The sequence below is a fragment of the Microbacterium mangrovi genome, from assembly GCF_000802305.1.
Lineage (GTDB): Bacteria > Actinomycetota > Actinomycetes > Actinomycetales > Microbacteriaceae > Microbacterium > Microbacterium mangrovi.
In genome coordinates this window covers 92,290-112,209 of sequence record NZ_JTDK01000015.1, presented here as the reverse complement: position 1 = coordinate 112,209, position 19,920 = coordinate 92,290, and the positions used below count along the sequence as shown (strand labels likewise).

21 protein-coding genes and 1 tRNA gene are annotated in these 19,920 nt (G+C 70.2%); 7 read left to right on the top strand and 15 right to left on the bottom strand.

Annotated elements, in window-relative coordinates; all coding sequences use genetic code 11:
* Positions 1-227: 227 nt before the first annotated feature.
* The 5 genes from LK09_RS15675 to LK09_RS15650 form a co-directional block, all read right to left on the bottom strand.
* Positions 228-638: an arsenate reductase ArsC gene (locus tag LK09_RS15675; RefSeq protein ID WP_039401487.1), complete on the bottom strand. Its 411-nt coding sequence runs from the start codon at positions 636-638 to the stop codon at positions 228-230.
* 49 nt (positions 639-687) lie between these two features.
* Entirely contained in the window at positions 688-1,035 is a 348-nt protein-coding gene (locus tag LK09_RS15670) for a LysR family transcriptional regulator (RefSeq protein WP_039401484.1), read from the bottom strand.
* Positions 1,036-1,110: 75 nt separating this feature from the next.
* Complete coding sequence (locus tag LK09_RS15665; protein WP_052226879.1) at positions 1,111-1,818, bottom strand: hypothetical protein; 708 nt, start codon at positions 1,816-1,818, stop codon at positions 1,111-1,113.
* A gap of 59 nt (positions 1,819-1,877) precedes the next feature.
* Positions 1,878-2,447, bottom strand: a complete 570-nt coding sequence (locus LK09_RS15660; RefSeq protein WP_039401481.1) for a DUF2510 domain-containing protein — start codon at positions 2,445-2,447, stop codon at positions 1,878-1,880.
* A gap of 502 nt (positions 2,448-2,949) precedes the next feature.
* On the bottom strand, positions 2,950-3,234 hold the full coding sequence (locus tag LK09_RS15650; protein ID WP_039401475.1) for a hypothetical protein: 285 nt from the start codon (positions 3,232-3,234) through the stop codon (positions 2,950-2,952).
* Between the two features lie 230 nt (positions 3,235-3,464).
* Between LK09_RS15650 and LK09_RS15645 the strand changes: the two genes are divergently transcribed.
* Positions 3,465-3,767 (top strand): hypothetical protein, encoded by a 303-nt coding sequence (locus tag LK09_RS15645; RefSeq protein WP_231563090.1) that lies wholly within the window; start codon positions 3,465-3,467, stop codon positions 3,765-3,767.
* Between the two features lie 282 nt (positions 3,768-4,049).
* Here LK09_RS15645 and LK09_RS15640 read toward each other — a convergent pair.
* Together LK09_RS15640 and LK09_RS15635 are read right to left on the bottom strand one after the other, a co-directional pair.
* Positions 4,050-4,122 (bottom strand) — tRNA-Arg (locus tag LK09_RS15640).
* 50 nt (positions 4,123-4,172) lie between these two features.
* Complete coding sequence (locus LK09_RS15635; RefSeq protein WP_197061081.1) at positions 4,173-4,853, bottom strand: asparagine synthase; 681 nt, start codon at positions 4,851-4,853, stop codon at positions 4,173-4,175.
* 136 nt (positions 4,854-4,989) lie between these two features.
* Here LK09_RS15635 and LK09_RS15630 point away from each other — a divergent pair, with 136 nt between their 5' ends.
* The gene (locus LK09_RS15630) at positions 4,990-5,823 is read left to right on the top strand and encodes a cytochrome c oxidase assembly protein (protein WP_231563089.1); all 834 of its coding nucleotides are present in this window, start codon (positions 4,990-4,992) and stop codon (positions 5,821-5,823) included.
* 16 nt (positions 5,824-5,839) lie between these two features.
* Here LK09_RS15630 and LK09_RS15625 read toward each other — a convergent pair whose 3' ends face one another.
* On the bottom strand, positions 5,840-7,198 hold the full coding sequence (locus LK09_RS15625) for a pyridoxal phosphate-dependent decarboxylase family protein (RefSeq protein ID WP_052226878.1): 1,359 nt from the start codon (positions 7,196-7,198) through the stop codon (positions 5,840-5,842).
* 124 nt (positions 7,199-7,322) lie between these two features.
* On the opposite strand from LK09_RS15625, the gene LK09_RS15620 reads away from it, so the two are divergent.
* Positions 7,323-7,757: an Lrp/AsnC family transcriptional regulator gene (locus LK09_RS15620; protein ID WP_231563088.1), complete on the top strand. Its 435-nt coding sequence runs from the start codon at positions 7,323-7,325 to the stop codon at positions 7,755-7,757.
* 3 nt (positions 7,758-7,760) lie between these two features.
* Here the strand turns inward: LK09_RS15620 and LK09_RS15615 are convergent, their stop codons facing one another.
* Together LK09_RS15615 and LK09_RS15610 are read right to left on the bottom strand one after the other, a co-directional pair.
* On the bottom strand, positions 7,761-9,872 hold the full coding sequence (locus LK09_RS15615; protein WP_052226877.1) for a RecQ family ATP-dependent DNA helicase: 2,112 nt from the start codon (positions 9,870-9,872) through the stop codon (positions 7,761-7,763).
* Between the two features lie 160 nt (positions 9,873-10,032).
* Entirely contained in the window at positions 10,033-11,073 is a 1,041-nt protein-coding gene (locus LK09_RS15610; protein ID WP_039401470.1) for an LLM class F420-dependent oxidoreductase, read from the bottom strand.
* 84 nt (positions 11,074-11,157) lie between these two features.
* Here LK09_RS15610 and LK09_RS15605 point away from each other — a divergent pair, with 84 nt between their 5' ends.
* The gene (locus LK09_RS15605) at positions 11,158-12,075 is read left to right on the top strand and encodes an NADP-dependent oxidoreductase (protein WP_039401467.1); all 918 of its coding nucleotides are present in this window, start codon (positions 11,158-11,160) and stop codon (positions 12,073-12,075) included.
* 19 nt (positions 12,076-12,094) lie between these two features.
* Here the strand turns inward: LK09_RS15605 and LK09_RS15600 are convergent, their stop codons facing one another.
* Positions 12,095-12,547: an Lrp/AsnC family transcriptional regulator gene (locus tag LK09_RS15600; protein WP_039401465.1), complete on the bottom strand. Its 453-nt coding sequence runs from the start codon at positions 12,545-12,547 to the stop codon at positions 12,095-12,097.
* 100 nt (positions 12,548-12,647) lie between these two features.
* Between LK09_RS15600 and LK09_RS15595 the strand changes: the two genes are divergently transcribed.
* Both LK09_RS15595 and LK09_RS15590 read left to right on the top strand, forming a co-directional pair.
* Entirely contained in the window at positions 12,648-13,271 is a 624-nt protein-coding gene (locus LK09_RS15595; protein ID WP_039401462.1) for a LysE family translocator, read from the top strand.
* A gap of 348 nt (positions 13,272-13,619) precedes the next feature.
* Positions 13,620-13,847, top strand: coding sequence for a hypothetical protein (locus LK09_RS15590; RefSeq protein WP_039401459.1), 228 nt, complete (start codon positions 13,620-13,622; stop codon positions 13,845-13,847).
* Between the two features lie 61 nt (positions 13,848-13,908).
* Here the strand turns inward: LK09_RS15590 and LK09_RS15585 are convergent, their stop codons facing one another.
* The 4 genes from LK09_RS15585 to LK09_RS15570 all read right to left on the bottom strand — a co-directional run bounded on the left by LK09_RS15585 (position 13,909) and on the right by LK09_RS15570 (position 18,313).
* On the bottom strand, positions 13,909-15,156 hold the full coding sequence (locus LK09_RS15585; RefSeq protein WP_039401456.1) for an MFS transporter: 1,248 nt from the start codon (positions 15,154-15,156) through the stop codon (positions 13,909-13,911).
* 3 nt (positions 15,157-15,159) lie between these two features.
* Positions 15,160-15,666 (bottom strand): MarR family winged helix-turn-helix transcriptional regulator, encoded by a 507-nt coding sequence (locus tag LK09_RS15580; RefSeq protein ID WP_052226876.1) that lies wholly within the window; start codon positions 15,664-15,666, stop codon positions 15,160-15,162.
* 170 nt (positions 15,667-15,836) lie between these two features.
* Positions 15,837-17,327, bottom strand: a complete 1,491-nt coding sequence (locus LK09_RS15575) for a S1C family serine protease (protein WP_052226875.1) — start codon at positions 17,325-17,327, stop codon at positions 15,837-15,839.
* 98 nt (positions 17,328-17,425) lie between these two features.
* Entirely contained in the window at positions 17,426-18,313 is an 888-nt protein-coding gene (locus LK09_RS15570; RefSeq protein WP_039401453.1) for a LysR family transcriptional regulator, read from the bottom strand.
* Positions 18,314-18,392: 79 nt separating this feature from the next.
* On the opposite strand from LK09_RS15570, the gene LK09_RS15565 reads away from it, so the two are divergent.
* On the top strand, positions 18,393-19,901 hold the full coding sequence (locus LK09_RS15565) for an aminotransferase class I/II-fold pyridoxal phosphate-dependent enzyme (protein ID WP_082008313.1): 1,509 nt from the start codon (positions 18,393-18,395) through the stop codon (positions 19,899-19,901).
* The last annotated feature ends 19 nt before the right edge of the window (positions 19,902-19,920 follow it).

Genomic DNA, 19,920 nt, shown 5'->3' with positions numbered 1-19,920 from the left:
ACTACTCAATGCCCCGGTTCTGGCGTCCGGGCGGTGGGCGCCATCCGTACGGTGGCTATGCCGGTGTTCGGGAGATCAGGCATAAATCCCTTCGGACACGGCGATCCCTTGACGGGGGTGTTTCCATCCGCCGCCACCCCTGTCGAGGACCACCGGGCTCGGTTCAGACCCGGGGGTGGGGTGTGTGCGGCGCCCACGGGCCAGTAGTGGGCGCCGCGCAGCTCCCCTCAGGCTTCCGAGGGAACGAGTTGCGCGATCAGGTTCTCGACGCGTATGCGGATCTCGTCACGGATGCGGCGGACGGTCGCAACATCCTGGTCGGCCGGGTCGTCGAGCACCCAGTCTTCGTACCGCTTGCCGGGAAAGATCGGGCACGCGTCGCCGCAGCCCATCGTGATCACGACATCCGACTCCCGCACTGCGTCGACGGTGAGCAGCTTCGGGGTACGGCCGGCGATGTCGATCCCGGCTTCGGTCATCACGGCGACGGCGGCCGGGTTGATGCTCTCCTTCGGCTCCGAGCCGGCGGAAAGCACCTCGATCCGGTCGCCGGCCAGCGCCTGCAGGTATCCGGCGGCCATCTGCGACCGGCCCGCGTTGTGCACGCACACGAACAGGACGGTGGGCTTGTCGGTCATCGGATGCTCCTTTCAGCGAACGGCGGCATGTCCATCTTGGCCCGGTGAGCTACCGTCCTTGACGTTTCTTGTACGGCTTCGGCTGGCCCTTCACCACGGGGGCGCGGCCCTTGCCCTTGGAGGCTTTCGCCTTGCCGCCGGCCGGCACCACCGGCTTCGGTGCCGGAGCGGGCGCGGCCGCGATCTCGGCCTTCGCGGTCGGCAGGAAGAGGCTTCCGGCCTTGGTCAGGCGGGTGCGGGCCCCGTCGCGGACGAAGAGCGGCTCGCCGACTTCGCTTTCGAGCTTGTCGATCGACGAATACAGCGACGCGAGCGGGATGCCGAGGCCCGCTGCCGCTCGCGGGAAGTGCAGTTCCTCGGCCGCGGCGACGAACCGGACAAGCAGGGTGACGTCCATGACGGCCTTTCGTAGGTCTTCACCCATTCTGCCGCGGTCCGCCGACCGGTCCGCTCGATGGCTGCGGTGCAGCCGTTAGTGGAAGGCATTCACGGCGCGGGCGACGATGAGTCCGAACAGTGCGAGAGCGACCGTCGATTGCACGACCATCGCGTATTTCGCCCGGAGCGACAGAGGCATCACGTCCGTCGGGCTGAACGCGGTCGAGTTGGTGAAGGCCAGGTGCAGGTAGTCGAGGAAAGCGGGGCGCCAGCCTGCCGGCGCCACCTCGGGGGTGAGCTGCTGCGTGAACGCGAAGTCGGCGGGACGCTCACGGCGGGCGCGCTGTGCCGGGCCGCCACTGTCGAGGAGCCAGAACAGCAGCGCGAACGAGAGGACGTTGCCGAGCCACACCAGCCCGCCGGAGGCGAGGAGCAGCGCGGGCTCGTTCGTCAGCTTCGATCCCCAGATCAGATCGTTGGTGAGGCGAATGGTCGCCCAGAGTGCGGAGGCGACCATCGCGAGAACGAGCACGATAGCGATCGGACGCAGCAAGCGTCGCTGCTTCACGAGCCCGCCCGGATGCCCGAAGAGGAGCACGATGAGGATGACGGTCTCCACCGTCGGGAGGAGCCAGGGAAAGGTGAGGATTCCGCTCCGGGGAAGCCAGATGCTGCCCGCGACATCCATGAGCAGGAAGATGAACACGGCGATGGCGGGGGGCCAGCGGGATTCGCCGAAGATCTGGTGATCGCTGGGGGTCGAATCGGCGGCTCGCCCCGGTTCGGCGTGTGAGGAGTCCATGGCCGCACGAGCCTATCGCTCGCGATGCCCGCCGACCAGATCCTCAGCGCACCACGCGTTCATCTGTTGCGGTAGTGGTCCGCGCTCGCGGTGATCCAGCTCGCGAACCGGCGCGCTCCCGCCTCGTCGCCTGCCGGGGGGAAGGTGATCCACGCCTGGTCGGCGCTCTCGATCGCGAGGCCGAGAGCCCGACGGTCGAAACGGCCGAACTGGCGCCAGGCGAGCCTGCCCCGAGGACCGAACAGGGCCTTCGCGTGCGCCGCCCGTGAGAAACCGGGCCTCTTGCCGATCCGCTCGAGGCTGTCCACGACGGCGACGACACCGGCGATCGGCTGACTCAGCTCTCCGAGGTGGATCCACCGGCCGTCGACCACGACTCCGGCGTACGCCTGCTCGCCGCCGCTGAATCGCGACTGCGCCGTCCAGCGGCGCCCGTCCCACCAACGCATCCGACCACGGCCGTCGTCGTACCAGCCCGCGGCGGTGGGGGCGGATGCCGGAACGGCGCTTGTGCGCAGCTCGACCCCGAACCCGAAGTCCGCGAAATCCTCGGTCCACCGCGAACCGTCCCACCAGCGCATCGCACCGGTGCCGTCGTCGTACCACCCGGGCTCCACCGCCGCGACCATGCCTCGAGGCTACCCGCGCGAGCATGGTGCGCGGCGCTCACCGTGAGACAGTCCGGAAACAAGAAACGGCCCGCTTTCGCGGGCCGCTCTTCACTGTCTCAACATCGGGATGCGGCCGCTTCAGGCGATCCGGATTCGCTCGTCGCCGTTACGGGGCCGTATCGCGTTCGCGTTTCATTCGTCGTGTGTCTTCGCCTGCCCACCAGATGACTATGAGCGCAACGATTGTCGCGACGTATCCGGCGATCAGTCCGACCGTCGGCCGCACCTCCATCGCGAGGGCAGTCACTAACGCGATGACGATGATCGGGACGATCGCTCCGAGCCAAACAGGGTTGCATCGCGACAGCCACACGTGAAGGGCGATGAGCAGCACCCCGAGTGCGAGGCCTGCGGGGACGACGCCGGGTGGAAGATCCGCGATGCTGTCGTAGCTCGCGATACTCAAAGCACGCATATGCCTGCCCCTCCGACCAACTTGCGCGTGCGGTGGCAACGCACGCTACTTGCCTCGGAGCAGTGACACGCAGCTTCCGATGCCGAACAGGTCAGCGAGCACGGAGACGCCGAAGACGGCAAGGCCTTCGACCGCTGCTTGCGTCGCCTTACTCAGCTTGCTGCGCTGGGTGACGTGCGTGCGCACTGCCGAGATCGCCTTCTTCAGCCCGCCAAGCTTCATGACAACTGCGGCGAGCTTCACACTCTTGTGGATGATCTTGGTCGCCTTCCGTTTGGCGTTGATGTGCTTGCCACTCACAGCGAGGCTCGCACCCGTCAGCACGTGCACGAGACCAAACCCAGGACTTTGAGTAGTCCCGACGCCCGTTTTGAGTAGTGACCGGGGATGCGTGTGCACTGGAGTGCGTTCTCGGCCGAAGCATCCGCGCCCTCGGGGGCCAGTCTGCCCGCATCCAGCGATCGAGAGGCCACCTGAGACGAGCACGGGGCAAAGCGGATCGACTCGCTCTGAGACAATTCCTCCATGCCACTCGAACCCCCGCAGGGCACGCTGGAATCGTGACCCGCCGTATCGAAATCACCCTGCAAAAACCGCGGTTCGCGCTCTACGGCCGGATCAAACCCACGCTCGTGATCGGCGGGCGCGGTCAGCCGACCCAGTGGGGGCTCGGCACCTGGCAGGTTCCGTCAGACCAGACAGCGCTCATCAGCGCCTTTCTCTACAACCGGCTCTGGCGATTCGGTCAGGCGGAGTTCGTGCTCGATCCAATTCATGCCGCGTCCCTCGTGTACCGCGCGCCCGTCTTGCCGTTCGGCCGTGGACGGATCTACGTCCAGACGAGCGCCGACCCATCGGCCTGACGGTCGCGTAGTCGGACTGATGGATGAGAAGGTCCCGGCGTGCGACATCGACGGCCCAAATCTGGTGCACACATAAGTTCACACATGTGACTCCCGTACACACCGCGTCGCTCACCGATCTCGGCCTCGGATTCCGCGGAATCACGCGGAAATCCGTGGCACGGCGCGCCGAAACCTGCTGATTCGTGATCAGACGGCACATGACCCGAATCAGAGCGGACCAGAAAACAAGAAAAGACCCGGATGACCGGGTCTTTTCTCAATCACTGTCTCAACACAGTGTGCGCCTGGAGGGACTCGAACCCCCAACCTTCTGATCCGTAGTCAGATGCTCTATCCATTGAGCTACAGGCGCTTGCTGTACCGTTCGGCGCAACAGTCATCGAGTCTATAGGAATGTCCGCGTCACCGCGAATCGGCGGCGGTCCCCGAGGATCCCGCGCGTGTCCCGGTTCGCTTGTCCTGTTTCGCTGCCTTCTTCTCGGCCTTCGCGTTCTGCTTCGCGGCCTGCCGGGCGGCATCCTTCGACTTCTTGCGGTGGGCGCTCAGCCGCGGAAGATCGACCAGACGCAGCGCCTGCATGCGAGCGTCGCGCAGCTTCGCGTAGTCGGGCTCGAGGTCCGGGCGGGCGGCCTCGATGCGCAGCGAACTGTCGATGTTCCGGGCGACCTCGCCCCACGCAGCCTCGCGGGCATCCTCCACGAGCTTGCGCAGCTCGTCCGGGTCGTCGGCACGACGACGCAGCTCGGCTGCCACCTGCACCGACTGCTTCTCGCGCTTCTTGAGGTTGCGCACGTCGCCGCGGCGGTAGTCGTGGGTGCCGAAGGACTCGCTGAACCGATGCGCGGCCTTCTTCCGCTGACGCTCCAGCCGCTTCGCGTCGCCCTCCGCCTCGATCGCGAGCGTCAGCAAGGAGTCACGGGCGTCGTCGATGAAGTGCTCGACGTCGAAGTCCTCGCCGCGGGCGATCGTGTCGACGAGGATGCGGTTCTTCAGATCGAGCCGGGTGGCCGCCGCGGCCACGTAAAGGCCGTCCGCGACCATGTCGCGCACCTTGAGCCTCGCGGGCTTGTCTCCATCTGCCACACATCGAGTCTGGCAGACGGGACGGGGCTGTGACTATGCACAGGCGCATCCTTCGTCGTCCTCCCAGGATGGGCGAGCGTACCCTGGATGTACGCCTCCTCTCAGTGTCTTCCTCACCACCTGGCGCGCCGATCCCGTGACGATCGTCGTGCTCGTCGTCGCGTCCGCGCTCTACGGTCTCGGCCTCTGGAAGATGCACCGCAAGGGCGCCGCCTGGCCGGCTCGCTACACCCTCGCCTACTACCTGGGCGGCATGGGCTCCTACGCGTTCGTCGAGCTCGGATTCCTCGGCACCTACGCCCACGACCTGCGCTGGGCGTTCACCACCCGCATCGCGCTGCTGATCTTCGTGGTGCCGGCGCTCATCGCCGCCGGACGCCCTCTCGAACTGCTGATCCAGGCATCCGGCGACGGCGGAGCCGCGCGCATCACCCGCATCCTGCGCTGGCGCATCGTGCGGATGTTCGGCAACGCGATGTTCGCCACCGTGTTCGTCGCGGGAGTGTTCCTGCTGTTCCTCACCCCGTTCGCGTGGACCATGCGCGGCACGCCGTGGATGGAGGCCGCGCTCGGCATCGTCGTGCCGCTGCTCGGCCTCATCATGGTGCTGCCCATCGCCGCGACGACCGGGATGCGGTCCAGCACGTTCATCACGATCGAGTTCCTGCTGGCGTTCGTCGAACTGCTCATCGACTCGATCCCCGGCATCCTGCTGCGTCTCGACGACGCCATCGCCGACCATGCCCCGGTGATCCACAACAGCGCGCCCTGGTGGCCCTCGCCGCTGCACGACCAGCACCTCTCCGGCGACTTCATCTGGTTCATCGCCGAGGTCATCGACGTGCCGATCCTCGTGATCCTGTTGGTCCGGTGGATGCGGCGCGACAAGGCCGAGGCCAAGGAATACGACGACCTCACCGACGACGAGTACGAGGCGATGGCCCAGGCGCACCTGCGCGGCGAGCGCTGAGCGCCCGCCGCACCGGTCACGCCATCGTGTCGAGGATGGCGCTCATCTGCTCGAAAGTGGTCAGCGGGTTGATGATCGCGAACCGCGTGTTCGGGCGCCCGGCGTGGGAGCTCGGCACCACGAACGCGCGCTGCGAATCGAGCAGGCCCGCCGACCAGTTCTCGTAGTCGTCGCGGTCCCAGCCCTCGCGCTCGAACACCACGACCGACAGCTGCGGGTCGCGCACCAGCGACAGGTACGGCCGCGAGGCGATCTCCTCGGCGATGCGCTGCGTGAGAGCGATGATCTCGGTCACCGCCTCGCGGTACGCCTCGGTTCCGTGCGTGGCCACGGAGTACCACAGCGGCAGGCCGCGAGGGCGCCGGGTGAGCTGGATCGAGTAGTCCGAAGGGTTGTACTCGGGCTTGTCGTTGAGCGTGTCGAGGTACTCCGCGTGCTGCGTGTGCGCGCGACGGCCGGTCTCCGGGTCGCGGTAGATGAGGGCGCACGCGTCGAACGGCGAGAACAGCCACTTGTGCGGGTCGACGATCACCGAGTCGGCGCGCTCCACCCCGGCGAACCGGTCGCGAGCCAGGGGCGACAGCATCGCGGTGAGGCCGTACGCGCCGTCGATGTGCAGCCAGAAATCGAATTCGTCCTTCAGCGCCGCGATCGAGGCGATGTCGTCGACGATGCCGAAGTTCGTCGAGCCGCCGGTCGCGACGACGGCGAACACGGCATCGCCGTGCTCCTCCAGCGCCTGGCGCACCGACTCGCCGTGCAGCATCCCGTCGTCGCCGGCGGGCACCAGCACGGTGTCGACGTCCATGACCTTCGCGGCCGACTTGTTCGACGAGTGCGCCTCGGCGCTGCAGACCATCTTCCAGCGGGTCGGCTCGGGCTTCCCGGCCGCGGCGAGACGCTCGCGAGCGGCGGCGCGCGCCGCGACCAGCGCCGACAGGTTGCCGATCGTGCCGCCCTGGACGAACACGCCGCCCGCCCCCTCGGGCAGGCCGAACTCGGTGCGCAGCCACTCGAGCACCTCGTTCTCGGCGTGCACCGCGCCGGAGCCCTCCATCCAGCTGCCGCCGTACAGGCTCGACGCCGACACGGCGAGATCGAACGCGATGGCCGCCTTCGTCGGCGCGGCGGGGATGAACGACAGGTACTGCGGGTGGTCGATCGTGAGGCACGCGGGAGCGAAGATGTGCTCGAACACGGCGAGCGCGCGTGCACCCCCCATGCCCTCGGGCAGGATCGTCGGCCCGGCGAGACGCTTGAGGTCGGCCTCGGAGACGGGCTTGTCGAGGGGCACGTCGTCGGACAGCAGCCGGCGCCGGGCGTAGCCGAGCACGGAGTCGACGATCAGGGCGTTGTCGGGGCTGTTCGCATGCATGCGGGCGGAGGACTCAGTCACGACACCCACCCTAGAAACGGGGGCGGATGCCTTTCAATAAGCAACACGCATCAATTCGGATCGATCCTGCGCACTTTGCGCACCAGGTGAATACATTAGGTGCATGACCGTGCCGATCGACGACCTCGACCGCCGTCTGCTGTCGCTCCTGCGAGCGAACGGGCGGGAGCCGGTGGCGTCGCTGGCCGCCCGACTCGGGGTGACCCGCACGACCGTCTCCAAGCGCCTCGAGCGGCTGCTGTCGACCGGCGTGATCGTGGGGTTCTCGGTGCGCGTGCACGATCCGGCCGACCACGCCGCGGTCCGCGCGGTGACGATGGTCGCCGTCGAGGGCCGGGATGCCCGGGAAGTCGTGAGCGGCCTGCGCGGCATCCCGGAGATCGCCGCCCTGCACACCACGAACGGCCGCTGGGACCTCGTCGCGGAGATCAGCTGCGACAGCCTCGCGCGCCTGGATGCGGTGCTCGGGGTCATCCGCACCCTCGACGGCGTGCGCGACAGCGAGACCAGCATCCTGCTGTCGTCGGCGTCGGTGTGAGCCTCAGGCGCGCAGCGCCAGGGTGAACGGGAGCACGGCGCTGACGCCGGTGCGCCGCAGTTCTCGCGCGGCGACGGTGAGCGTCCAGCGGCTGTCGGCGATGTCGTCGACCAGCAGCACGGGCCCGTCGGCCACGGGGAGTTCTGCGGCGCTGAAGGCACCCCAGACGCCGGCCAGCCGGAACGCACTGTTGCCACCGGGCCGGCCCGTCGGGCCGGCGCCGTTCCACGCCAGCTCGCCGAGGTCGGTCAGACGCCCGATCCGCGCGAGACCACGGGCGAGCGAGCCCACCAGCTGCGGCCGGGAGCGGGACGGCACCGAGACGACCGCGGCGGGGCGCTGCGCCCACTGCCAGTCGGCGAGGACGCGCACGCAGGCGTCGAGCATCTGCGGCGTGATCGGGGCATCCTCTGCTCCCTCGGCGAAGATCCGGCGCAGGGTTCCGCCCCAGCCGAGATCGGTGAGGCGGGCCAGGGCGCGCCCCTCCGCGGCCTGCTCGCCGGGCGGGATGCGCCCGCTCACCGTGACGCCCAGCCGAGCGACCCCCGTGGGCCATTGCCGGCGCGGCTCGATCGGCACGCCCACGCGGTCGAGCGCAGCGCCGGCGGCGGCCCCCTCTTCGGCGCTCACCGCGGTCGGATACCACTCCCCCGCGCACGAGTCGCATCGGCCGCACGGCGTCGCGGTCTCGTCGTCGAGGGCATCCTGCAGGAACGCCATGCGGCAGGTCTCGGTGGTCTCGTAGTCGAGCATGCGCTGCTGTTCCGCGGTGCGCTCGGCGGCGATGCGCCCGTAGCGCTCGTGGTCGTAGGTCCACGGCGCACCGGTGGCGACCCAGCCGCCCTGCACCCGGCGCACCGCGCCGTCGACGTCGAGGACCTTCAGCAGCAGTTCGAGCGGTGAGCGTCGGATGTCGACCATCGCCTCGAGCGCCGGGGTCGACACCGGGGTGTCGCCGAGGGCCGCGAGGATCCGCTCGGCCCGCTCGCTGTCGGGCATCGACGCCGTGGCGAAGTAGTGCCAGATGTCGCGGTCTTCGGCGGCGGGAAGGAGCAGCACGTCGGCGGAGTCCGTCGCCCGGCCGGCGCGGCCCACCTGCTGGTAGTACGCCACCGGCGACGAGGGTGCGCCGAGGTGCACCACGAAACCGAGGTCGGGCTTGTCGAACCCCATGCCCAGCGCGCTCGTTGCCACGAGTGCCTTGACCGTGTTGTCTTTGAGGGCCTGTTCGCACTCGGCGCGCTCGTCGGGATCGGTCTGCCCGGTGTACGCCCGCACGTCGTGGCCGCGTTCACGCAGCAGCCGGGCGGTGTCGTGCGCCGCCGCGACGGTGAGGGTGTAGATGATGCCCGAGCCGGGCAGATCGTCGAGGTGGCTGGACAGCCAGGCCAGCCGCTGCGGCGCGTTCGCCAGGCGCAGCACCCCCAGCCGCAGCGAGGCACGCGCCAGCGGACCGCGGATCGTGAGCACCTCCACCCCGCCCGTGGTCAACTGCTCGCTCACGTCGGTGACCACCCGCCGGTTGGCGGTCGCGGTGGTCGCGAGCACCGGGACGTCGGGCGGCAGCTGCGCGATCAGCTCGCGAAGCCGCCGGTAGTCGGGCCGGAAATCATGCCCCCAGTCGCTGATGCAGTGCGCCTCGTCGACGACCAGGAGCCCCATCCGGCGCACCAGGTCGGGCAGCTGCTCGTCGCGGAACACGGGATTGTTCAGCCGCTCCGGCGAGACGAGCAGTACGTCGATCTCGTCGCGCTCGAGCTGCGCACGGACGCCATCCCACTCGTGCGCGTTGGTGGAGTTGATCGCCACGGCCCGGACGCCGGCGCGCTCGGCCGCGGCGATCTGGTCGCGCATGAGGGCCAGCAGCGGCGAGACCAGCAGGGTCGGCCCGGCGCCGGCACGCCGCAGCATGAGGGTCGCGACGAAGTACACCGCCGACTTGCCCCACCCGGTGCGCTGCACGACCAGCGCCCGGCGGCGTTCGGCGACGAGCGCGGCGATCGCCTCGAACTGCCCGTCGTGGAACTCGGCGTCGGGCCGGCCGGTGAGCGCACGGAGGGCGTCGAGGGCGGCATCCCGGATCGCCGGGGCGGTGGATGCGGGTGTCGGCGTCATCCCCACAGGATGCCTCACTCCTCCGACATCGGCGCTCCCGGAGCGACGGGCGTGAAACGGATGGCGGCGATCTGAACGCCGGGCGGCATCCCAGCGGCGCGTCATCCCGCCATCCGGACACATCACCGCCAGTCGGAACCGTGTCGCCCCAGCCCGGGGCTTAGCCGGCGAGCTGCAGCAGGCCGCCGATCAGGGCGCGGCGCTCGTCGGCGGTGCGGGCCATCGGGTTCACGGTCACCGTCGTCACGCCGGATGCCGCGAACGCGTCGAGGCGCTCGCGCACCTCGTCGGGGGTGCCGATCAGGCTGATCCCACGGGCGAACTCGTCCGGGACGGCCGCCGCGGCCTCCTCCTTGCGCCCCGCGAGGTACAGGTTCTGGATGGTCTCCGCGGCCTCCCCGAAGCCGTAGCCGGTCGCGACGTCGTTGTAGAAGTTGCGGCCGCGCGCCCCCATGCCGCCGACGTAGAGCGCGATGTGCTGCTTGACGACGGGCAGCACCTGCTCGGCGTGCGGGCCGATGTACAGGGCCGGATTGGCGAAGACGTCGAGGGGGCCGAGGGCGGCATCCCGCTTGGCGGAGCCGTCGGCGAGCGCGTCGCCCCACACGCGCGAGGCCCGCTCCGGGTGGTAGATCGTCGGCATCCAGCCGTCGGCGATCTCGGCGGCCTGCGCGACGGCCTTGAGACCGAGGGCTGCGACCACGATCGGGATGCTCTCGCGCACGGGATGGTTGATGAGCTTCAGCGGCTTGCCGAGTCCGGTGCCCTTGTCGGCCGGAAGCGGGATCTCGTACGCCCGGCCCTGGTACTCGAGCCGTTCGCGCTTCCAGACGGACCGGCAGATCTCGATGATCTCCCGGGTGCGGGTCAGCGGGATGTCGTACGGCACGCCGTGGAACCCCTCGATCACCTGCGGCCCGGAGGCCCCGATGCCGAGGGTGAAGCGCCCGTCGCTGACGAAGTCCAGCCCCGCCGCGGTCATCGCGGTCAGCGACGGCGTGCGCGTGTAGAGCTGCAGGATGCCGCTGGCCAGTTCGATCGTGGAGGTCTGCGCGGCGAGGTAGCCGAGCTGGCTGACCGCGTCGAACGAGTACGCCTCCGGCACGACGACCAGTTCGAGCCCGTCGGATTCCAGCTGCTTCACTTCGGCTGCAGCCTCGCGGAACCCGCCCGCGTAGTCCAGCATCATCCCGATTCTCATAACCGGAATCCTCGCACGGCGCGGGAGGTCGGCCCGCGAAGGCCGGATTGCGGGGACGATGGAGGCAGACAGAATGGAGCGCACATGACCCGCGCAGCCCTCTACGACAGCACCGGCGGCCCCGAGGTTCTGCAGGTGGCAGAAGTCCCCGAGCCCGCCCCCGGAGACGGGGAGGCGGTGGTGCGCGTGCGTGCCGCCGGACTGAATCCGATCGACAGCAAGCTGCGATCGGGCTTCGCGCCGAGTGATTCGCCGTTCCCGCGGCGCGTTGGATCGGACGTCGCCGGCACGGTCACCGGCGTCGGTGCGGGCGCCGTCTACTGGGACGGCAGCCCCATCGCGGTGGGCGACGAGGTGCTGGGGCGGGCCCCGGGAGCGGTCGCCGAGTCGGTGACGGCGCGGGCATCCGAGCTCGTCCGGCGTCCGGATGCCGTTCCCGTGGACGTGGCGGGCGGTCTGTGGATCGCGGCGCTGACGGCCCTGTCGTGCGTTGTGACGGTGCCGGTCACGGCCGACGACACGGTGCTCGTCGGCGGGGCCGCGGGTGCCGTCGGAGTGCTGGCCGCGCAGCTGGCCGCGGCATCCGGCGCGCGCGTCATCGGCACCGCGAGCCCGCGCAACCACGATCTGCTGCGCGGCCTCGGGATCGAGCCGGTCGCGTACGGCGACGGGCTCGCCGATCGCGTCGCCGCCCTCGGCGGGGTGACCGCCGTGATGGACTGCCACGGACGCGACGCGCTGGATGCCGGCGTGCAGCTGGGCGTCCCGGGCGACCGCATGGTGGCGATCGCGGCGTACGGGGCCCTCGCCGAGACCGGCGCACACAACGTGGAGCGCTCCGCCCGCACCGCCGCGAATCTCGCGCGCCTCGTCGACGAGATCGCCGCCGGACGCCTCACGCTGCCGGTCGCGGCGACGTTCTCCCTCGACGACGTGCGCGACGCGTTCCGGATGCTGGACGGCGCCCACCCGGCGGGGAAGATCGTCGTCCTCCCCCGGTGATGCGACCCGGGCGCGGAGCTCAGAGCGGAACGGCGCGCTCCGCGCCCACCTTCTTCATGACCAGGGTCGACGTGATGCGCTGCACCCCCGGGAGGCCGCCGAGCGCGGTGTCGAAGAGGCGCTGGTACGACTCGAGGTCGGCGGTCAGCACCCGAAGGATGTAGTCGGGATCGCCGAACAGGCGCTCCGCCTCGATGACGTTCGGCAGGGCCGCCAGGGTGTCTTCGAGCTCGGCGACGGTCTCGGGGTCGGTGCGGCCGATGGTGACGAAGACGATCGCCTCGAAGTTCAGCCCGGCGGCGCGCGGCGAGATCACCGCACGGTACCGCTCGATGGCTCCGGACTGCTCGAGGTCGCGCACTCGCCGATGACACGCGGACAGGCTGAGACCCACCCGCGTCGCCAGTTCGGTCACGCTCAGCCGGCCGTCATCCTGCAGTTGCGAGAGAATCTCTCGATCCAGGGCATCCATGACGACGATTCTTCACCAAAGCAGCCCAGATCGCGCCATATCTCGGAACACCTTCGGCGCCTTTCTGCGTAGGTTCTCTCTCGATGAGGGAGGACGAGGCATGGACCTGACGCTGATGGTGCAGTTCTGGACGGTCGCGGTGCTGCTCGCGCTCACCCCGGGGGCGGACTGGGCGTACGCCATCGCGGCCGGACTGCGAGCCCGATCGGTCATGCCGTCGATCGCCGGGATGCTGCTCGGCTACGCGTGCGTGGTGACCGTGGTCGCCCTGGGTGCCGGCGCTCTCGTCTCCCGGTACCCGGCAGCGCTCACCGTGCTCACGCTCGCCGGCGGCGCGTACCTGATCTTCCTCGGGGTGACGACGCTCGCCCAGCCCGTGTCGGGCATCGCTGCGAGTGAGCGTCCGATCGGGGGAACCGCGCTCGGACAGCTCGCCCGCGGCGCCGGCGTCAGCGGCATCAACCCGAAGGGGCTGCTGCTGCTTCTGGCGCTGCTCCCCCAGTTCACGTCGCGCACGGGCTGGCCCTCGTCGGAGCAGATGCTCGCCCTCGGCAGCCTGCACCTGCTGAACTGCGCCGTGATCTACACCGCGGTGGCACTGCTGGCACGCCGCATCCTGCGGTCGCGCCCGCGTGCCACCGCGATGGTCACGAGGTTCGCCGGTGTGGCAATGACGCTGATCGGGGCCGGCCTGCTGGTGGAGCGGCTGATCGCCGGCCACTGATCCGCACGCCGCGGACTGACAACAGCGGCTGCAACGTCTTCAGGGGGGTCATACTCACTCTGCCCCGGCTCGGCGCACTCAATTGCCCCCTCCTCCGCGTGCCGCCGTCCTGCTCCACTCAATTTGCTGCTTCCGACTACTCAAACATCATGATTCTGAGCATGTGACGCCCCTGCCCACGGGAGCCTGAGGCACACACCTCCTGATCCGCAGGAGCGTTCAAAGGAGAACATCTCGTGAGGAAGCAACTGATGTCGATGGCCGTCATCGGCGCAATTGGAGCCGCGACCTTCATCACCCCCGTGGCAGCGAACGCGGCACCCATAACTACAACTGGGTGACCTGGACATGCTGGGCGCTCTGAGGCGCGTCCGATTCTGGGTGAATCTCGCCGCGATCCCGCTGCTACTGGTCTTCACGGCCAGCCGCACCTACGCGGTTTTCACCCCGGAGCACCACGGATTCCTGGGCGGGTCTGATCAGGTCTACTTCATCCTTGGCCTGGTTCTGCTTGTTCCAAGCGTCGCGGTCATCCCGCTTCTTCGGCACCCGGGAGTCGATCGGCGCGCCGACTGACAACAGCGGGGCCCGAGGCTCACTTTCGGTGAGACTCGGGCCCCGCTCGTGCCACATGCGGTCAGTCCGCGTCGGCGAGCGCCAGCACCTCGGCCTCCTGCTCGGCGGTCTCCTCCTCGAGGTTGACGTGGGCGAGCGTGCGGCTCCCGGCGATGATGATCAGGGCGGCCACGATGACCGCCGCACCGCCGACGAAGTAGGGCGTGGCGGGGGCGTACTGGGCGGCCAGCCACGTGGTCAGCGGCGGGGCGATCGCACCGCCCAGGAACCGCACGCCGGAGTATGCGGAGGATGCCACGGTGCGCGGCAGGTCGGTGGCGGCCATCACGCACTCGGTCAGGACCGTGTTGATGACGCCGAGGAAGAGACCGCCGACGATGATGCACACGATGATGCCGGCGACCGATCCGATCGCGAATCCGGCCGCCACGAGCGTCAGGCCGAGGAGCACCATCACGATCCACAGCACGCGGGTGCGCGGCAGGAACCGGGTCATCAGGGGCGCGACCCAGACGGACGTGACCGCGAGCGCGACACCCCAGCCGAAGAAGATGAACCCGAGGGTCTGGGCGTCCTCGATGCCCAGCGGCACGAGCGCGAACGGCGAGTAGGCCAGCAGCGTGAAGAAGCCGAAGTTGTAGAAGATCGCGGCGACGGCGAGGATCGTGAGCGCCGGCTTGCCGAGCGCCTTGAACGGCGCGAGCAGGCTCGTCGGTGCCGGCTTCTCGGGGTTCTTGCGCATCAGCGTGACGATGAGGATGAAGCCGATGGCCATCAGCGCCGCCGTGCCGAAAAAGGGTCCGCGCCAGCTGATGGAGCCCAGCCATCCGCCCAGCAGCGGGCCGATCGCGATGCCCAGGCCGAGGGCCGCCTCGTAGAGGATGATGGCGCTCGCGGTGCCGCCGGACGAGGCGCCGATGATGGTCGCCAGGGCGGTCGAGATGTAGAGCGCGTTGCCGAGACCCCAGCCGGCGCGGAAGCCCATGATGGCGCCGATCGAGTCGGAGAGCCCGGCGAGGGTCGCGAAGACCACGATGAGCGCCAGGCCGATGAGCAGCGTCTTCTTGGCGCCGATGCGGCTGGACACCCAGCTGGTGAAGAACATCGCGATGGCGGTCACGAACAGGTAGGTCGTGAACAGCATCTCGGTCTGGGTCGGCGTCGCCTGCAGCTCCTTGGCGATCGCGGGGAGGATCGGGTCGACCAGGCCGATGCCCATGAAGGCGATGACGCTGGAGAACGCGACGGCCCACACGGCGGCGGGCTGCTTCAGGATGGATCCCTTTTGCGGGGCGTGGGATGACGACATGGGTCAGTCAGCGACCTTTCGGGTGGGTGAGGTGAGTTCGCGATGGCCCCGGACGATGCGCGGCCCGATCAGGTCGAGCGCCCGGCGCACGGTGTCGAACTGCTCCGGGGTGAGGTCGTCGAAGGCGGGCACGAGGGAGTCGGCGATGTGCTGCCGCCACTTGACGAGCACGGCGTTGCCGGCGTCGGTGAGGGCGATCTGCTGCACGCGGTGATCGGTGGGATCGGCGATGCGCTCGACCTCCCCCCGCTCGACGAGGCCGGCGACGATCTTGGTCATGGTCGGCTGCGCGACGCCGGATGCCTGGGCGAGCTCGCCCAGGCGCAGAGGGCTCGTGGCCTGGAGCACCGACAGCGTGCGCCAGGTGGCGGACGTCGTGGGGTCGTTCGCGGCGCGACGAGCGAGGCGCGAGAGGCGCCCGCCGGTCTGCACGAGGTCGACGACCAGAGCCCGCACCGCGTCGTCGCGCGTCGCCGCCGTGCCGGGAGACTCGCTCGTGTCGGTGTGCATGCTGCAACTATACATAGCCTGGCTATATATATCAATAGCCAGGCTATGTATTCTCCTCTTTCCCCCGAAACAGAAAGTTCCGCTGTCCTGGATCGCACGGGCACGTGCGATCCAGGACAGCGGAACAGCGGGGGGGTGGATGCCGCGGCGGGCGCCGGGAGGCATCCGGGTCAGGCGGCGGGGCCCTCCGCAAGGGTCACCTGGGCCTGCTGGGACTGGCCGGAGGCGTCGGTCCACGTGATCGTGACCTTGTCGCCCGGCTTGTAGCCCGCCAGCGTGCGGGACAGGTCGCTCGACGAGGTGATCGCGGTGCCGTTCACGGCCGTGATCACGTCGCCCTGCTGCAGGCCGGCGTTCGCGGCGGGGGTGCCGTCGATGACGCCCGCGACGGCCGCGCCGTCGGTCTGGCTCGGGATGCCGGACGCGCTGCCGGTGGCATCCTGGCCGACCTGCACTCCGAGGAAGGCCGGGTAGCCGAGCTGGATGCCCGAGCCGCCGGTGCCGGAGGTGATCTTCTCGGCGATCGACAGGGCCTTCTGGATCGGGATGGCGAACGAGTCGGGGGTTCCGCCGGAGCTCGCCGCGGTGTCCATGCCGACGATCTCGCCGTCGGCGGCGTACAGCGGCCCGCCGGAGTCGCCCGATTGGATGGCCGCGTCGGTCTCGATCATGCCCGACAGCGACTCGGAGTCGGCGTACTGCTCGGCCTGGGTGGTGAGGCTCTGGTCGAGCGCGGTGACGGTTCCGGGCGCCGCGATGAGCTCGCCGCCGCCTTGGGCATTGCCGACGCCGGTGACGCTGTCGCCGACCTGGAGGTCGCCGGCGGTGTCGAAGGTGGCGGTGGTGAGGCCGGACGCGTTCTGCAGCTGCAGGACGGCGACGTCGTCGGCCGCGTCGGTGCCGACGACCTTCGCGGTGTACTTGGCACCGGTGGTCGGGATCTCCACCGTGATGGTGGTGGCACCGGCAACCACGTGGTTGTTCGTGAGGACCTCGCCGTTGCCGGTGACGACCATGCCGGTGCCGGCGGCCTGGGCGGCACCGTAGTCGACGGTGGTCGTGATCAACGCGACGCCCTGCGACTGCGCGGTCGTGGCGGGTGTTCCGGTGACGCCGGTCGACGAGCCGGACGAGCTGCCGCCGCCGTCGCCGAACCCGCCCGAGCCGTCCTGACCGGTGGAACCGGAACCGTCCGAGCCCGACCCGTAGCCCGGGTAGCCGGCGTTCGGACCCTGCGGGGAGGTCTGCTGGGTCTGGCTCTGCGAGCCGGAACCGGACGAGGATGCCGCGGCGATGCCACCGGTGGCGAGGTTCGCGCCGAGCACGGCGCCGAGGCCGAGCATCGCGACCGCGCCGACGCCGGCGCAGGCGATGAGGGCGCCGCGGTGCTTGCGGGCCGGGTGCGCGGCGGCCGGGGCCGGCTGCGGGGCGGCCGGGCCGAAATACTGCCCGGACGACGCACCCGCGTACGGCGTGGGCTGCGGTGCGGGGTAGACGGGGGGCGGGCCGTACGCGGCGGGCTGGGCGAACGCGGCGGGGATCGGCGGCTGAGGCGGCAGGGGCGGGACCGGCGGCACGGCCGGATGCTGGCGGGCGGCCTGCATCTGCGGCTGCGACGCCGGGTCGTCGGACTGCGGCGCGGGGTCTGAGTGCTGGGTCATGAGAATCATGAGACCCGGTCAAACCCGGCGACACATTGGCCCGCGCTGTGCCGATCCTATGTGCACAGCATGAGGTCACCCGTTCGATAACGGTCCGGTCACGCCGCCGGGACGTCCGGCGCCCGGGTGGCGGCCTCGCGCAGCACGGCGCGGATCTCCTCGGGCAGGTGCGGAGAGGTGTGCAGCGACACCATCCGCGCCGGCACCCGGTCGGCGAGCGCCACGAACCGGCAGTCGTCGGAGCTGACCGGCAGGGCGAGCTCGGGGACGAACGCGATGCCGATCCCGGCGGCGACGTAGGCGGCGACCACCCGGTAGTCGTCGCTGTACTGCGCCTCGACCGGCAGATAGCCGGCGCGACGCGTGAAGTCGTGCAGCATGCTGTCGATCGCGTCGTCGGGGTCGCGCCCGACGATCCAGGACTCGTCGCGCAGCTCCGCGATCGAGACCTGGTCGCGGTCGGCGAGCGGGTGGGAGCGGGCGACGAGGATGCCGAAGTGCTCCGCGAACAGGCGGTCGCCGCCGGGGCGTCCGCGCGGCTCCGTCTCGTAGGTGATCACGGCGTCCAGGCGCAGGGCGTCGAACCCGGCCCACAGGCTCTCGTTCTCGGCCTCCGTCACCTCGATGCGCACGCCGGCGTCGGTCGCGGCGGCGACGACGGCCGGCAGCAGTCGCGCGGCGGCGGTCGGGAAGACCCCGAGCCGGCATGACCGCCGGGTGTCGCGCAGGGCTGAGGCCACTTCCGCCTGGGCACGGTCGGCCCGGTCGAGGATCGCCTCGGCGTGCGGCAGCCAGAGGGCACCGGCGGGGGTGAGCGCGGTCCCCGCGCTCGACGAGCGCACGACCGGCGCGCCGGTGGCCCGGGCGAGCCCGCGCAGGTGGTGGGTGACTGTCGGCTGGCTCCAGCCCAGCTGGCGCGCAGCGGCAGCGGTGGAGTGCGTGCGGGCGACGGCGCGCAGCGCCTCGAACTGGCGCAGGTCGAGCATCCGGACCTCCATAGTGGGTATTGAGTTCTGAAGATATCTCGATATTCCCTCTTCATCGGCGAAGGGTGAGTATGGGAGCATGACGACCGAACCGCGCGTTCCGCTCCTCGACCGCCTGCCGGATGCCGCACCCGCCCCCGCGGCGACCCCGTACGCGGACGCCCTCGCCGTGCACGGCGACCGCGAACAGGTGCGCGTGATCGTGCCCGGGCACGCCGCCGACCCGGTCGCCGCCCCTCGCCTTGCGGCATACTTCGGCGAGACGGTGCTGCGGCGGGATGTCACCCCGCTCATCCCGGGGCTCGACCTCGGGCCCGGCAACGCCCTGCAGCAGGCGCGGGAACTCGCCGCCGACGCCTGGTCGGCGCGGCGCACCTGGTTCCTCACCAACGGCGCCTCGCAGGCGAACCGTACCGTCGCCCTGGCCCTCGCGTCGTACCGCAGCACGGATGCCCCGGTCGTCGTGCAGCGCAGCGCGCACTCCTCGACCGCCGACGGCATCGTGATCGCCGGCCTGCACCCGGTGTGGGTGCAGCCGTCCATCGACACCGAGCACGGCATCGCGCACGGCGTCTCCCCCACAGCCCTCGCCGCCGTGCTGGCGCGGACGCCGGACGCCAAGGCGGTGCTGCTCACCTCCCCGAGCTACTTCGGCGCGGTCGCCGACATCCCCGCGCTCGCCGAGGTCGCGCACGCCGCCGGCGCCGCCCTCATCGTCGACGGCGCGTGGGCATCCCACTTCGGGTTCCACGAGGACCTCCCCGCGCAGCCGCTCACGCAGGGCGCCGATGCCCTCGTGAACAGCACGCACAAGTTCGGCGGCAGCCTCACCCAGTCGGCCATGCTGCACATCGCCGACACCGAGTACGGGCGGGCCCTGGAGCCGCTCATCGAGCGGGCGTTCCGCCTGACGCAGTCGACGTCCGAGAGCACGCTGCTGCTGGCATCCCTCGACCTGGCCCGGGCGCAGCTCGTCGACGGCCACGACGGCATCACGGCATCCATCGCGGCCGCCGCGGAGATCCGCGACCGGATCCGCGCGATCGGACGCTTCGGCATCGCGTCCGACGATTTCGCGGCGTTCGACGACATCGTCGCCGTCGACCCGATGCGCGTCTCCATCGACGTCGCCCGCGGCGGCCTCAGCGGCCACCAGGTGCGCAACACCCTGATGGAGCGCGGCGTGTTCCTCGAGATCGCCACCGAGACGTGCGTGGTCGCCATCCTCGGGCCCGGTGTCGTGCCCGACATCGACCGGTTCATCGCCGAGCTGCATGCGCTGACGCCGACCGACGCCGGCGAGATCCCCACGGTCGGGAGCATCCCCGCACCGGGCGAGATCGTGCTGCCGCCGCGCGATGCGTTCCTGCAGCCGTCGGTCGCCGTCCCGACGCAGGACGCCGTCGGCCGCGTGAGTGCCGAGACGCTCGCCGCGTACCCGCCCGGCATCCCGAACGTCATGCCGGGCGAGCTGATCACCGCCGAAGCGGTGCGGTTCCTGACGGCGGTGTCGAACTCGCCGGGCGGCCACGTGCGCGGCGCGAGCGACCCGAGCCTCGAGACGCTGCGGGTCGTCGCGCACGGATGACGGACTTGACCGAGTCCGA

Excerpts from the sequence above, each read along its gene's own strand:
- LK09_RS15675 (WP_039401487.1), bottom strand. The coding sequence starts at position 638 with ATGACCGACAAGCCCACCGTCCTGTTCGTGTGCGTGCACAACGCGGGC.
- LK09_RS15670 (WP_039401484.1), bottom strand. The coding sequence starts at position 1,035 with ATGGACGTCACCCTGCTTGTCCGGTTCGTCGCCGCGGCCGAGGAACTG.
- LK09_RS15665 (WP_052226879.1), bottom strand. The coding sequence starts at position 1,818 with ATGGACTCCTCACACGCCGAACCGGGGCGAGCCGCCGATTCGACCCCC.
- LK09_RS15660 (WP_039401481.1), bottom strand. The coding sequence starts at position 2,447 with ATGGTCGCGGCGGTGGAGCCCGGGTGGTACGACGACGGCACCGGTGCG.
- LK09_RS15625 (WP_052226878.1), bottom strand. The coding sequence starts at position 7,198 with ATGCATGCGAACAGCCCCGACAACGCCCTGATCGTCGACTCCGTGCTC.
- LK09_RS15620 (WP_231563088.1), top strand. The coding sequence starts at position 7,323 with ATGACCGTGCCGATCGACGACCTCGACCGCCGTCTGCTGTCGCTCCTG.
- LK09_RS15615 (WP_052226877.1), bottom strand. The coding sequence starts at position 9,872 with ATGACGCCGACACCCGCATCCACCGCCCCGGCGATCCGGGATGCCGCC.
- LK09_RS15610 (WP_039401470.1), bottom strand. The coding sequence starts at position 11,073 with ATGAGAATCGGGATGATGCTGGACTACGCGGGCGGGTTCCGCGAGGCT.
- LK09_RS15605 (WP_039401467.1), top strand. The coding sequence starts at position 11,158 with ATGACCCGCGCAGCCCTCTACGACAGCACCGGCGGCCCCGAGGTTCTG.
- LK09_RS15600 (WP_039401465.1), bottom strand. The coding sequence starts at position 12,547 with ATGGATGCCCTGGATCGAGAGATTCTCTCGCAACTGCAGGATGACGGC.
- LK09_RS15595 (WP_039401462.1), top strand. The coding sequence starts at position 12,648 with ATGGACCTGACGCTGATGGTGCAGTTCTGGACGGTCGCGGTGCTGCTC.
- LK09_RS15590 (WP_039401459.1), top strand. The coding sequence starts at position 13,620 with ATGCTGGGCGCTCTGAGGCGCGTCCGATTCTGGGTGAATCTCGCCGCG.
- LK09_RS15585 (WP_039401456.1), bottom strand. The coding sequence starts at position 15,156 with ATGTCGTCATCCCACGCCCCGCAAAAGGGATCCATCCTGAAGCAGCCC.
- LK09_RS15580 (WP_052226876.1), bottom strand. The coding sequence starts at position 15,666 with ATGCACACCGACACGAGCGAGTCTCCCGGCACGGCGGCGACGCGCGAC.
- LK09_RS15575 (WP_052226875.1), bottom strand. The coding sequence starts at position 17,327 with ATGACCCAGCACTCAGACCCCGCGCCGCAGTCCGACGACCCGGCGTCG.
- LK09_RS15570 (WP_039401453.1), bottom strand. The coding sequence starts at position 18,313 with ATGCTCGACCTGCGCCAGTTCGAGGCGCTGCGCGCCGTCGCCCGCACG.
- LK09_RS15565 (WP_082008313.1), top strand. The coding sequence starts at position 18,393 with ATGACGACCGAACCGCGCGTTCCGCTCCTCGACCGCCTGCCGGATGCC.